Genomic DNA, 13,583 nt, shown 5'->3' with positions numbered 1-13,583 from the left:
TGGCTATTGTAGCCGCACAATTTACGGCGCACTGCAGGCGTGCGCGCCTTGCCTTTCGCCCGCTTCGGCCTTATGTTGAAGACATGCTGACTAACGGAACACGCTCCATGCCCCTGATCGACTCTGCAACACCGCTGTACTCCATCGCCGAACTGCGCGCCATCGAACAAGCGGCCATGCAAGACCTGCCGCAAGGGCTGCTGATGCAGCGTGCGGGCCAGGCTGCCGCCAGTGCCGCCCTGAAGCTGCTGCACGCCCGGGAAGATGGCGACGACGACGGCCACCGGCGCGTCCTGGTGCTGGCCGGCCCCGGCGACAACGGCGGTGACGCGCTGGAAGCGGCCGCGCACCTGGCCGGCAGCGGCACCGAGGTGCTCGTCTGGCTGGCGCCCGAGGCGCAAGCCACGTCGCCCGAGCGCGAACAGGCGCTGAGCCGCGCGCGCAACAGCGCCGCGCGCTTGATGGAAGCGGCAACGTCGATGGCCTCGGCCGCGGTGGGCGCGGCGCCATGGCACCTCGTCATCGACGGCCTGTTCGGCATCGGCGCGTCGCGCCCCCTCGATGGCGAATGCCGCGACATGGCGCAACTGGTCAACAATCTCGATTGCCCCGTGCTGGCCCTCGATGTGCCCAGCGGCCTGCACGCGGACACGGGCGCCATCGACGGCGTCGCCATCCGCGCCACGCATACGCTCACCTTCATCGGCGACAAGCCCGGCCTGCACACGGCGAATGGCCGCGACCATGCGGGGGAAGTGGAAGTGGCCGCGCTGGCCATAGCTCCCTCCCTGCTGCCCGCGGCGAAGGCGCAGCTGGGCGGCCTGCACCTGTTCGCGCGCCAGCTGCAGCCGCGCCGGCAAAACACGCACAAGGGCAGCTACGGCAGCGTGGCCATCATCGGCGGCGCGCAAGGCATGGCCGGCGCGCCCATCCTGGCGGCCCGCACGGCTCTGCATGCGGGCGCGGGAAGAGTCTACATCGCGTTTCCGGACGCTCCGCCCGCCTTCGACAGCGGCCAGCCGGAGCTGATGTGCCGGCACGCCAGGGACGTGGACTTCTCGGGCCTGCACTTCGCCGCGCTGGTGGCCGGTCCCGGCCTCGGCGACAAGGCCGGCACGGTGGAACTGCTGCAGCGTGCCATTGACAGCGACAGTCCGCTGCTGCTGGACGCGGACGCGCTGAACCTGATGGCGGCCGAGCCGGAGCTGCAATCGGCGCTGGCCGTGCGCACGGGCGCGGGGGCGACGATACTGACCCCGCACCCGCTGGAAGCGGCACGCCTGCTCGACATGACGGTGGCCGAGGTCCAGGCCGACCGCCTGGGCGCCGCGCGCCAGCTGGCCACGCAGCTGGGCGCCATCGTGGTATTAAAGGGTTCGGGCACGGTGATCGCCGCACCCGACGGCCAGGTCGTCGTCAACAACACGGGCGGCCCCGCGCTGGCGACGGCCGGCACGGGCGACGTCTTGTCCGGCCTGTGCGGCAGCCTGCTGGCGCAAGGCTGGCCGGAATGGGAAGCGGCAATTGGCGCCGTGTGGCTGCACGGCGCGGCGGCCGATGCACTGGTGGCGGCAGGCAGCGGCCCCATTGGCTTGACTGCCGGGGAATTGATACCGGCGATACGCAGGTTGATCAATGCCTTGTCGGCATAAGCTTTGGCGCGGGTGTGTTGGATTACGCTGCGCTAATCCAAGCTACACCTCGGAGGGCGGGTAGGCCGGGTAGGTCGGATTAGCGCGCAAGCGCGTAATCCGACAAACTCGCGCAACAATCACACCAATCGACCAGCAGCAATCGTGATCGTCCGCCCGCAACGGGCCGCGATCGAACTATCGTGCGTGACGAGCACCAGGGTCGAACCACGTTCGCGGTTCAGCTCGAACATCAGCTGGATCACGGCTTCGCCGGTGGCCGCATCGAGGCTACCCGTCGGTTCATCGGCGAACAGCAGCGGCGGTTCCGTGACGAACGCGCGGGCCAGGGCCACGCGCTGCTGTTCGCCGCCGGACAGGTACTTCGGATAGTGCTTCAAACGGCTGCCCAGGTTGACCCTGCCCAGCATGGCTTGCGCCTTTTCCTTCGCCTCCGGGTCGCCACGCAATTCCAGCGGCAGCATGACGTTTTCCAGCGCCGTCAGGTGGGCCAGCAGCTGGAAGGACTGGAACACGAAACCGAGCTTTTCCTTGCGGAAACCGGCGCGGCCGTCTTCGTCGAGGGCGAAGATATCGGTGCCGTCGAGGATGACTTTGCCTTCGCTGGGCGTGTCCAGTCCCGCCAGCAAACCCAGCAACGTGGACTTGCCGGAACCGGAGGCGCCGACGATGGCCAGCGTCTCCGCCGTTTGCACGGTAAAATCGACTTGATGCAGGATGGTCAGCTCACCATCGGCATCGGGTACGCGCTTGGCCAGCTGGACCACTTCGATGGCCGGCCGGGCATTTTGGCTGTTGGGTGCGGCGGGCCGCTGGGCCGCTGCGCCTGATGGGAGAAAACTGGTGGAAGTCGCTTTAGGGAATTCGGGCATGCTGATCTATCTTAAAAAATTTCGTGAACAAATAAGTGTCGAGGGCAGCAGCCGCATGCGGCGGCGCGCGCTGTCCCTGCTTCCTGCGGCAGCCCTGCTGCTGGTGTCAGGCATGACGAACGCCTATTCTGCACCAAAAACGCTGCTGGTGCTCGGCGACAGTCTCTCGGCCGAGTATGGGCTGGCGCGGGGTACGGGCTGGGTCGCGCTGCTGGAACAGCGGCTGCAAGCGCAAAAGAACGATACGCGCATCGTCAACGCCAGCATCAGCGGCGAGACCACCAGCGGCGGCCGCGCGCGCCTGCCTGCGCTGCTGGCCAAGCACCAGCCCGACGTCGTGCTGATCGAACTGGGCGCCAACGACGGCTTGCGCGGCTTGCCCGTGGCGGCCGCCGAAGCGAATCTGCGCGCCATGGGCGAAGCGGCCAAAAAATCGGGCGCGCAAGTGGTGCTGGTGGGCATGCGCATGCCGCCCAACTATGGCCGCGCCTATGGCGAACAGTTTTACGGCGTGTACGGCAAGCTGGCCAGGGAATGGAAGGCGCCACTGGTCCCCTTCATGTTCGAAGGCATCGCCGACCAGCCGCAGCTGTTCCAGGCCGACCGCATGCACCCGAATGCGCAGGCGCATCCGACGATTCTGAAAAATATCTGGCCGCGGCTGGCGCCGTTGCTGAACGCGAAGTAAGCCAGTTCATAAGCTCACTTAATGTTCACCCCGTTTTCACCCCGAAGGCCGACCCCAGTCTTACGCAGTTGGGTTAAATAAAGTTCCGACTCACTGACAAAAAAATAGCCGCTCGAAAGCGGCTATTTTTATGCGTGGAAACTAAATCTTACGGTGCTTCCGGCGCTGCGGCAACCGGCGCGGTGACCGGCTTGACGATCTTCACCTTGGCCTTGGCTTTCAGGTATTCGACATAATCGAACATTTCCTGTTGTGCCAGGATGCCGCTGATCTGGTCTTTCTCTTGCTGGCGGCGCGCTGCGTCCACTTGTGCCGGCTGCTGCACCTTGGCGATGCGGTAGATGCCGTAGCCCAGGGCTGGCAGGTCCACGCCCACATAGGCAGGCAGCTTGCTCGTGTCCGCTTTCATCACTTGCGCGATGGCGGCACGGTTGATGCCGTCCAGCTTGCTGCGCGATACCCATTGCGCCGCGCCGAAACCGGTCGCGTCGCCCGAAGCCTTCAAGGCGGCCAGCTTGGTCTCGCCCGCTTTCTTGGCCAGCTTTTCCGCTTCTTCCAGGGTCACGCGCTGACGGATCATCGCTTCGACTTCGGCCAGCGGACGCTTGCTGGCTGGCTTGAATTCCACCACGCGGCCGGCGATCAGCACGTTAGGAGCGACGGTCACGGCTTCCGTGTTGCGCTTGTCTTTGAGCGAATCGTTCGAGAAGATGGCAGTCAGGAACTTGGCGTTGTTGAACGGCGCCTTGCCCAGTGCTGGCGACGGCGTGCGCGACAGGTTGGCGACGCTTTCCACTTTCAGTTTCAGCTTGTCGGCCACCGGCTTCAGGCTGTCCGATTGCTCGTAGACCGTGTTGGTGAACGTTTCCGCCATTTCCGAGTATTTCTTGGCAGCGAATTGCTTGCGCAAGTCGGCCGTGATCTCGCCGCGTACTTCATCGAGCGCACGCACGTGCTGTGGCTTGAGCGAGGTCACGGTCAGGATGTGGAAGCCGAAATCGGAAGCGACGACGTCGCTGATTTCGCCTTGCTTCAGTTTCGAAACCGCGCTCAGCAGCGGTGCCGGCAAACCATCCTTGCCAATCACGCCCAGGTCGCCGCCCTGTTCCGCGGACGCCGGATCTTCCGACTTGGCTTTCGCCACGGCGGCAAAGCTGGCTGGCGTTTTGCGCACTTCCGCCAGGATGGCTTCGGCCTTGGCCTTGGCGGCTGCCTTGTCGGCGGCCGATGCGTCTTTCTTGACGGCGACGAGGATATGGCTGGCCTGGCGCGCTTCTTCCGTCGTGTAGGCTTTCTGGTTTTTCGCGTAGTAGCCGGTCACGTCGGCGTCGGTGACGTCGACTTGCTCGCCGGCGGCGCTGTCGTCGAGCACAACGTATTCGATCTTGGCTTGTTCCGGGATCTCGAAGAACTTGCTGTTCTTGTCATAGAAAGCCTTGATCATGGCGTCCGTCACTTTGACTTCCGGCACGTACTGGGCGATCGGCAGCAGCAGTTCCTGCACTTCACGCTCTTCCGAGGTGATGTCGGACAGGCGCTTGGAGACGGTGTTCGGCGCAAAGGCCGTGCCTTGCACGGCGCCGGCCAGTTGCTGCAGGGCCATGTCGCTGCGGCGGCGCGCATCGTACATCTGCGGCGTCATGCCTTGGGCGGCCAGCATGGCCTTGTAGCGTTCCAGGTCGAATTTACCGTCCGGCAAGGTCAAGCCTGGGATTTCCAGCACTTCCTTTTGCAGCACGGCATCGCTGATGACCAGGTGGCTACGGCCCACTTCGGCCGCCACGGCGCGCTCGGCGATCAGGTTGTCGAGGATGCTCTGGCGCGCTTCCGGCGTGTCAAACATTTTCTGGTCGAACTGCTCGCCCATCATCTGGCGGTAGCGGTCGATCTGCTGGCGTTGCGCTTCTTCATATTGCTGCTGCGTAACGACCTGGTCGCCGACCTTGGCGATGGTGTTCGCGCCGTCGCCGAAGCTTTGGTAGCCGCTGATACCGACCAGTGCAAAAGACGGGACGATGACCAGCATCAGGAGAAACTGCATCAAGCGTCGATGGGTACGAATAAATTCAAACATGGTCAGCCAATTCGGGATGAGTGGATCACTATAAAAAAAGGCGAACATGCGTTCGCCTTGATTTCTTCGGCGGAATGGACGGGACAGATGTCCACTTCCCCTTTAGATTCAACAACTTGGCGCTGGAACTAAAGCAGGATTCTGACGCCCAAGCCATTATCTCCTGATTCTACAATGCCCATAGCGCTATAGCAAGAGTAAATCAGGGCGCGCGCCCTGCCCTGGCGCCGCCTGGACGGCAAGGCGCCGGACTCGCGCATTTAACCGGACGCAGCTTAAAGGGGATTTAAATGCGGGTGTTTTTATTCAAAACGGCAGGAGGGGATTTTAAAAGCCGGCGCACCGAGATAATCTGGCGCTGAAAAAGAAAAACCCGCGCTACTTATTCAGCAGCGCGGGCTTCTATATTCTGGCGGAGCGGACGGGACTCGAACCCGCGACCCCCGACGTGACAGGCCGGTATTCTAACCAACTGAACTACCACTCCTTAAGAGCGTATTTTTTTGGCGGAGCGGACGGGACTCGAACCCGCGACCTCCGACGTGACAGGCCGGCATTCTAACCAACTGAACTACCACTCCGAAAAATACACAGTACTACTTGCACTTGCATCCAGGGTTGTTATTCGAAGAACTTCAACCCTGAAATCGCGGCACCCGGAGGCGCCGCCAAATGTTTCCGGTGATTGTCACCTCACCGAAGTCCGTTAGTTTACAGCATCCTTCAAAGCTTTACCAGCTTTAAATTTTGGAACTTTTGCAGCTTCGATCGTGATCGCTTCTTTCGTACGCGGATTGCGGCCGGTACGCTCAGCGCGTTCGCTGACCGAGAAAGTGCCAAAACCAACCAGCGTCACGCTGTCGTTGTTTTTCAAAGTTTCCGTCACGCCGCCGATAACAGCGTCGAGTGCGCGCGCAGCGGCGGCTTTGGAAATGTCAGCTTTTTCAGCAATGTGGTCGATCAATTCAGTCTTGTTCACTAGCATCCCCAATTACAAAGGTATAAAACGTTTACCGTATCGTTGCGGCACTTTTGGCACCACAGCTGTCCGGCGAAAAAAATGTGCAGGCGTATTAAACAAGCCACACTGTATATGTGTCAAGCGCTTTGGGGGCGCAATTCACGTTTCAATATAAAACAAGCGCTCTAAAAGCGCTTGTTTGGGGAAAACAGGGGTAAAACGTTAGTGTTTTACTACCTCGCCGGCCGCGTCAGGCTTGGCCGCGGCGGCCGTAACAGCCTCCACCGCAGCGACGTCCGCCAACGCTTCAGGCATGCGTTCGAGGGCGATTTCCAGCACTTTGTCGATCCAGCGCACGGGTACGATCTCCAGTTTGTTCTTGACGTTGTCCGGAATGTCGGCCAGGTCTTTCACATTCTGCTCTGGAATCAGGACCGTCTTGATGCCGCCGCGATGGGCCGCCAGCAGCTTTTCTTTCAGGCCGCCAATCGGCAATACTTCGCCGCGCAAGGTGATCTCGCCCGTCATCGCCACGTCGGCGCGCACGGGAATGCCCGTGAAGACCGACACCATCGCCACCGTCATGGCCGCGCCAGCCGAAGGACCATCCTTCGGTGTCGCGCCTTCCGGCACGTGGATGTGGATATCGCTCTTCTCGAACACGTCCGCCTTGATGCCCAGGCGCTGTGCCCGGCTGCGCACCACCGTGCGGGCTGCCTCGATCGACTCTTTCATGACGTCGCCCAGGGTACCCGTGCGGATGATGCCGCCCTTGCCCGGCATCGACACGGCTTCGATGGTCAGCAGATCGCCGCCCACTTCCGTCCATGCCAGACCGACCACCTGGCCGACCTGGTTTTCTTTCTCAGCGACACCGAAATCGTAACGGCGCACGCCGAGGAATTTATCCAGGTTCTTCGAGTTGACGATGACTTTCTTGTCGGATTTCTTCAGCAGCAGCATCTTGACCACCTTGCGGCAGATCTTCGACACTTCACGCTCGAGCGAACGCACACCGGCTTCCCGCGTGTAGTAGCGGATGATGTCGCGCAAGGCCGACTCGGCCACCGAGATTTCCTCTTCCTTCAAGCCATTGTTCTTGATCTGCTTCGGCAGCAGATAACGCTGCGCGATGCTGGTCTTTTCATCTTCCGTGTAACCGGACAGACGAATCACTTCCATGCGGTCAAGCAAGGCTGGCGGAATGTTGTACGAGTTCGACGTGGCCACGAACATCACGTCAGACAAGTCGAAATCGACTTCGATGTAATGGTCGGAGAACGTGTGGTTCTGTTCCGGGTCCAACACTTCCAGCAGGGCCGACGAAGGATCGCCACGGAAATCGGCGCCCATCTTGTCGACTTCATCGAGCAGGAACAGAGGATTGCGCACGCCGACTTTCGACAGCGATTGCAAAATCTTGCCCGGCATCGAGCCGATGTAGGTGCGGCGATGGCCGCGGATCTCGGCTTCGTCACGCACGCCGCCCAGGGCCATGCGCACGAACTTGCGGTTCGTCGCGCGGGCGATGGACTGGCCCAACGAGGTTTTACCCACGCCCGGAGGACCGACGAAGCACAGGATAGGGGCTTTGAGCTTGTCGACGCGCTGTTGCACCGCGAGGTATTCCAGGATGCGTTCCTTGACCTTGTCGAGGCCGTAGTGGTCGCCTTCGAGCACTTTTTCCGCATTCGCCAGGTCGTTATTGACCTTCGATTTCTTTTTCCAAGGCAAATTGACCAGCGTATCGATGTAGTTGCGCACGACGGTGGCTTCGGCCGACATCGGCGACATCAGTTTCAGCTTTTTCAGCTCGTTGGTGGCCTTGTCGAGCGCTTCCTTCGGCATTTTTGCCGAAGCGACTTTTTTCTCCAGCTCGTCGAGGTCGGCACCATCTTCGCCCTCGCCCAGTTCTTTCTGGATCGCCTTGACTTGCTCGTTCAGGTAGTACTCGCGCTGCGACTTTTCCATCTGGCGCTTCACGCGGCCGCGGATGCGCTTTTCCACCTGCAGAATGTCGAGCTCGCCTTCGAGCTGGCCCAGCAGGTGCTCGAGGCGCTTGGCCACGCTGAAAATTTCCAGGATGACTTGTTTTTGCTCAAGCTTCAGCGGCAGGTGCGCGGCCACCGTGTCGGCCAGGCGGCCGGCATCGTCGATGCCCGACAGGGAAGCGAGGATTTCCGGTGGAATCTTTTTGTTCAGTTTGACGTACTGGTCGAACTGCTGCACGATCGCGCGGCGCATGGCTTCGACTTCCGACTCGTCGCCCGGCTCGGACTCGAGCGGCGTCAGGTCGGCGATGAAGTGCGTCGGCGCATCGCTGATGTGGTTGATACGGGCACGCTGCGCGCCTTCGACCAGCACCTTGACGGTGCCATCGGGCAGCTTCAGCATTTGCAGAATATTGGCGACGCAGCCAATTTCATAGATATCCGAAGGAGACGGCTCGTCCTTCGCGGCTGCTTTTTGAGCGGCAAGCATGATGCTCTTGCCCTGCTCCATCGCAGCTTCCAGCGCCTTGATCGACTTTGGACGGCCAACGAACAGCGGTATCACCATATGCGGGAAAACGACGACATCCCGCAGCGGCAATAACGGCAGTTGAGTTTGCTCAGTTAATTTGGAAGTTGTCATGGCGTACCTTATAGAAAGCGTGTTTACGATGTTGGCGCTCGCTGCCAAAACACAAGACCGGCGAGAATAAATAATTCTGTGAAACAAACATTTTTCTGTTTATTTCGCAAAACACACCCGCATGACGTTAATAAATGCAGTTTTCACAGTAAAAAAGCCACGCGCAGCTAAGCGCCGCGAGTGGCTTTCCGATTGAAGCCTGCACTCATTGATTTAAATTGTACTGCCATGCATTAAGGAATCAAAATCCTTTTTATGCATTTGTCTCAGCAGTAATCAATTTTCTCCGGAGGCCTTGGCAGTCTCTTGATAAATCAACAAAGGTTTGGCGCCGCTGGTGATGGTATTTTCGTCGATGACGACCTTCACCACATTTTGTTCGCTCGGCAGTTCGTACATGACGTCCAGCAAAGCATGTTCCAGGATGGAACGCAGGCCACGGGCGCCGGTCTTGCGCGCCAGCGCCTTCTTGGCGATCGCATGCAGGGCGGCCGGACGAATCTCCAGTTCCGCGCCTTCCATCTCGAGCAGCTTCGAATACTGCTTGATCAGCGCATTCTTCGGCTCGACCAGGATCTGGATCAGCGCCTCTTCCGTCAATTCCGCCAGGGTGGCGATGACGGGCAGACGGCCGACCAGTTCCGGGATCAGGCCAAACTTGACCAGGTCTTCCGGTTCCGCTTGCAACATCAGTTCGCTGGCCGAGCTTTGCGACTTGCTGCGCACCGTGGCCGAGAAGCCGATGCCGCTCTTTTCGGAACGGTTGGCGATCACTTTCGACAGGCCGTCAAAGGCGCCGCCGCAGATGAACATGATGTTGGTCGTGTCGATCTGCACGAAATCCTGGTTCGGATGCTTGCGGCCGCCTTGTGGCGGCACGGAAGCCATCGTGCCTTCGATCAATTTCAACAAGGCTTGCTGCACGCCCTCGCCCGACACGTCGCGCGTGATGGACGGATTGTCGGACTTGCGCGAAATCTTGTCGATCTCATCGATGTAGACGATGCCGCGCTGGGCTTTCTCGACGTCATAGTTGCAGCTTTGCAGCAGCTTCTGGATGATGTTTTCCACGTCTTCACCCACGTAACCGGCTTCGGTCAGGGTGGTGGCGTCGGCGATCACGAACGGCACGTTGAGCATGCGCGCCAGGGTCTGTGCCAGCAGGGTCTTGCCCGAGCCGGTAGGACCGACCAGCAAGATATTGCTCTTGGCCAGTTCGATGTCGTCTTTCTTGCCCAGGTGCTTGAGACGCTTGTAATGGTTGTACACCGCCACCGACAGGATGCGCTTGGCAGTCTGCTGGCCGATCACGTACTGATCGAGCAAGGCGGCAATTTCTTGCGGCGTCGGCAGGTCGGATTTGGTACCGGTCACCGTCTCGATGCTCGACGTTTCATCACGGATGATGTCGTTGCACAGGTCGATGCACTCGTCGCAAATGAACACGGACGGGCCGGCGATGAGTTTCTTCACCTCGTGCTGGCTTTTGCCGCAGAACGAGCAATACAGTAATTTTTCGCCGCTAGAGGATTTTTTGTCTGACATAAGGCATTTTGGTTGGAACTGCATTAACAATATTGCAAAATCGCAAGCCGGATGATGGTTGCCGCCCGTAAAGGCCGCTAGCCATGGCGCAAGTCAACAACGCGCACAAGCTCCATGCTACCCGAAATAAAAGCGAAACGCCCGAACGTTTGATCGCCCGGGCGTTTACTTACGTACTTAGCAATACCGGTAGGGGCTCATCAAGCGCGGCTGGTCAACACTTTGTCGATCAAACCATACTCAACGGCCTCGTCGGCGGACATGAAACGGTCGCGGTCGGTGTCCTTGGCGATCTGTTCGATCGACTGGCCCGTGCGCTCGGCCATGATGCCGTTCAAGCGGGTGCGCAGGTAAAGGATTTCCTTCGCCTGGATCTCGATATCGGACGCCATGCCTTGCGAACCACCGGACGGCTGGTGAATCATGATGCGCGAGTTCGGCAGCGAGAAACGCTTGCCCTTGGCGCCAGCGGCCAGCAGGAAAGCGCCCATCGAAGCAGCCATGCCCGTGCACAGGGTCGAGACGTCCGGCTTGATGAACTGCATGGTGTCGTAGATGGCCATGCCGGCCGAGACCGAACCACCTGGCGAGTTGATGTAGAGCGAGATTTCCTTTTCCGGATTTTCGCTTTCCAGGAACAGCAGCTGGGCGACAACCAGGTTGGCCATCTGGTCATTGACCGGGCCGACCATGAAAATCAAACGTTCCTTCAGCAGGCGCGAGTAAATATCATACGAGCGCTCGCCGCGACCGCTTTGTTCCACCACCATCGGCACCAGGCCGAGCATCTGTGTGTCCAGCGCCGGATTACGGTTCATACCTGTCATTTCATTTCCTTGTGAAGCAGTTAGGGGAAGCCGCCCTCACCTTTCGGCAAGAGCAGACATCCCAATGCCAACTGGTTTACGCTTGTGCGTTGCTTCCCATCAGTTCGTCAAAAGCAACTGCTTTCGACGTGACTTTCGACAGGCCCAACACGTAGGTGACGACGTTTTCTTCCAATACAAGGGCTTCGATCTCACCCAGACGACGACGGTCGCTGTAGTAGTACTTCAGCACTTCGCGTGGGTCTTCGTAGCTTTGGGCGAAATCTTCGATCTGCGCCTTGACTTGCTCAGGCGTCGCCTGCAACTTGTTGTCGCCTACCAGTTGCGACAGGATCAGGCCCAGGCGTACGCGACGCTCGGCTTTTTCCGCGAACAGTTCTGCTGGGAAAGGCACGTCCTTGACGTTCATGCCGCGCTGCGCCATGTCCTGGCGGGTCATTTCGGCCAGACGCTCGGAATCCTGAGCGATCAGGGTTTTTGGCACTTCCAGCTCAGCAACTTTGATCAGCGCGTCCATGACGGCTTCCTTGTTGCGCGCTTTTACGCGGCCAGCGACTTCGCGCTGCAGGTTGACTTTGATGTCTTCGCGCATTTTGGCCAGGTCGCCATCGGCAACGCCCAAGGACTTGGCGAATTCGGCATCGACTTCCGGCAGGTGCGCCCATTCCAGCTTTTGCAAGGTGATGGTAAACGATGCGGTTTTGCCGGCAACGTCTTTACCGTGGTAGTCCTCTGGGAACGACAATGGGAACGTCTTGGCTTCGCCCACTTTCAGGCCCAGGGTTGCTGCTTCGAATTCTGGCAGCATGCGGCCTTCGCCCAGCACGAAAGCGTAGCCTTCAGCTTTGCCGCCTGGGAATTCAACGCCGTCGATCGAGCCGACGAAGTCAACGGTCACGCGGTCGCCATTGGCAGCGATAGCCTCACCGCCGTCGCCGTGTTCGCCAGCTTCGCCCTTGGTGTGGAAGTGCACGCGTTGCTTGCGCAGGATGTCGATGGTCTTGTCGATTTCGGCTTCCGACACGTCGGCTTGCACGGTTTCGATTTCAACGGCCGTCAGGTCACCGATGGCGACTTCCGGATACACTTCGAACGTTGCGTCGAAAGCCAGCTGGCCTTCGGCTGCTTCTTCTTTCGGCACGATGTTCGGGAAACCGGCCACGCGCAGATTGTTTTCGTTGGCGGCGTCGTTGAACGCGCGGCCGACTTTGTCATTCAGCACTTCGGATTCAATTTGGTAGCCGTATTGTGCTGCGACCATTTTCAACGGCACTTTGCCCGGACGGAAGCCCGGTGCCTTAGCCGTACGGGCTTGCACTTTCAGGCGCTTCTCAACTTCCGTGCGGACGTCCGTCAGCGGGAAGGAGATCGTGATACGACGTTCGAGTTTGCCCAAGGTTTCGACTGCAGTTGCCATGTAAAAAATCGTCCAAAAAATAAACACTGTTGGTGCGAGAAAAGAAGACCCGACCCCTTGCGCCATCACTGGCGGCAAGACATGGGTCCAGCTTCACTCGCTCGCATATTCATCTGTAAAAGTACTGAAAACAGGACGATGGACCTGGTCTACCCGGCTGAGGGAAAAACCCGCACCAGGCACCAAACAATCCGCCGCTTCCAGTACTGCGACAGGGCTCCGAGCGTCCAGCCTTGCTTCTAAGTAAATGCAGGGCCGGCCATCATTCGGTAAAGCGTGGCATTATAACAAAGGACTTCGGGAAAGTGGCTGGCTTTGCAGCCCGGCCACAGAGGATACCAGCGGCGGCGAACGAGTCGCCACAGCCTGGGGGTGCCCTGCCTTTACTCTTGCCCCGGCATTCTTTGTTTCGCCAGAGACAGGCTTTCCAGCCTGCTTCGTTCATTAGTATATGCGAACTGGCGCCCCGTCCGAAACAAAGAAATGCGCTCACGACGAAGATTTCGGGCAAAAAACCTTTGATTTACCTCAATTTGGCCATTTTTCAGGCAAATCTCCGCCAAGGTCCCGCCCCGCCGCCCGATCGCTGGCGAAAAATGGCGCAAACAAAGGCATCCCGCATGAGGGAAAAACAGGTAAGACAACAGGAAAACGGGAAAGACGCCTGCAAGGAGGCTGAAGAACAACTTGATGGTGCTGCACCTCCGGGCTGGAACAACCCAGATTGGTGCGGATGGGGAGACTCGAACTCCCAAGCCGAAGCACTGGCTTCTAAGACCAGCGTGTCTACCAATTCCACCACATCCGCATTTGTACTACTGTGTGCTACTTGCTACAAACTGCTTCCCTGATTTTAACAACTCGGGAGCGATCTGGCTACCGTGGACTTATGAGCAAGCCCGGAGCAAGCGCT

The 13,583-nt window shown here is 59.4% G+C and carries 9 protein-coding genes and 3 tRNA genes; 2 read left to right on the top strand and 10 right to left on the bottom strand.

The window, feature by feature from the left end; genetic code table 11:
* Positions 1–107: 107 nt before the first annotated feature.
* The gene (locus tag KO539_RS10130) at positions 108–1,652 is read left to right on the top strand and encodes an NAD(P)H-hydrate dehydratase (protein WP_219308944.1); all 1,545 of its coding nucleotides are present in this window, start codon (positions 108–110) and stop codon (positions 1,650–1,652) included.
* 119 nt (positions 1,653–1,771) lie between these two features.
* Here KO539_RS10130 and KO539_RS10125 read toward each other — a convergent pair whose 3' ends face one another.
* The gene (locus KO539_RS10125) at positions 1,772–2,524 is read right to left on the bottom strand and encodes an ABC transporter ATP-binding protein (protein ID WP_257626221.1); all 753 of its coding nucleotides are present in this window, start codon (positions 2,522–2,524) and stop codon (positions 1,772–1,774) included.
* Here KO539_RS10125 and KO539_RS10120 point away from each other — a divergent pair.
* Positions 2,523–3,212: an arylesterase gene (locus tag KO539_RS10120; protein WP_374106381.1), complete on the top strand. Its 690-nt coding sequence runs from the start codon at positions 2,523–2,525 to the stop codon at positions 3,210–3,212. The two genes, KO539_RS10125 and KO539_RS10120, sit on opposite strands and share 2 nt — an antisense overlap.
* Before the next feature lie 148 nt (positions 3,213–3,360).
* On the opposite strand, the gene KO539_RS10115 is transcribed toward KO539_RS10120, so the two are convergent.
* The 9 genes from KO539_RS10115 to KO539_RS10075 all read right to left on the bottom strand — a co-directional run bounded on the left by KO539_RS10115 (position 3,361) and on the right by KO539_RS10075 (position 13,478).
* Complete coding sequence (locus KO539_RS10115; protein WP_219308942.1) at positions 3,361–5,286, bottom strand: SurA N-terminal domain-containing protein; 1,926 nt, start codon at positions 5,284–5,286, stop codon at positions 3,361–3,363.
* A 410-nt stretch (positions 5,287–5,696) separates the two neighbouring features.
* Positions 5,697–5,773 (bottom strand) — tRNA-Asp (locus KO539_RS10110).
* A gap of 17 nt (positions 5,774–5,790) precedes the next feature.
* Positions 5,791–5,867, bottom strand: a tRNA-Asp gene (locus tag KO539_RS10105).
* A 125-nt stretch (positions 5,868–5,992) separates the two neighbouring features.
* Positions 5,993–6,265 (bottom strand): HU family DNA-binding protein, encoded by a 273-nt coding sequence (locus tag KO539_RS10100; RefSeq protein ID WP_010398442.1) that lies wholly within the window; start codon positions 6,263–6,265, stop codon positions 5,993–5,995.
* Between the two features lie 204 nt (positions 6,266–6,469).
* The gene (gene lon / locus KO539_RS10095) at positions 6,470–8,881 is read right to left on the bottom strand and encodes an endopeptidase La (RefSeq protein WP_034787304.1); all 2,412 of its coding nucleotides are present in this window, start codon (positions 8,879–8,881) and stop codon (positions 6,470–6,472) included.
* Positions 8,882–9,157: 276 nt separating this feature from the next.
* Entirely contained in the window at positions 9,158–10,426 is a 1,269-nt protein-coding gene (gene clpX, locus KO539_RS10090) for an ATP-dependent Clp protease ATP-binding subunit ClpX (protein ID WP_010398446.1), read from the bottom strand.
* A gap of 200 nt (positions 10,427–10,626) precedes the next feature.
* Positions 10,627–11,244: an ATP-dependent Clp endopeptidase proteolytic subunit ClpP gene (gene clpP / locus KO539_RS10085; protein ID WP_374106380.1), complete on the bottom strand. Its 618-nt coding sequence runs from the start codon at positions 11,242–11,244 to the stop codon at positions 10,627–10,629.
* A gap of 85 nt (positions 11,245–11,329) precedes the next feature.
* Entirely contained in the window at positions 11,330–12,670 is a 1,341-nt protein-coding gene (gene tig, locus KO539_RS10080) for a trigger factor (RefSeq protein ID WP_219309771.1), read from the bottom strand.
* Between the two features lie 725 nt (positions 12,671–13,395).
* Positions 13,396–13,478: transfer RNA gene (locus tag KO539_RS10075), tRNA-Leu, on the bottom strand.
* Between the last annotated feature and the right edge of the window lie 105 nt (positions 13,479–13,583).

Origin of the sequence: Janthinobacterium sp. NKUCC06_STL (genome assembly GCF_019345455.1) — a bacterium.
GTDB classification, from domain to species: domain Bacteria; phylum Pseudomonadota; class Gammaproteobacteria; order Burkholderiales; family Burkholderiaceae_D; genus Janthinobacterium; species Janthinobacterium rivuli.
Note: the sequence above shows the minus strand (reverse complement) of the source record. Positions and strands in the feature narration are given on the sequence as shown.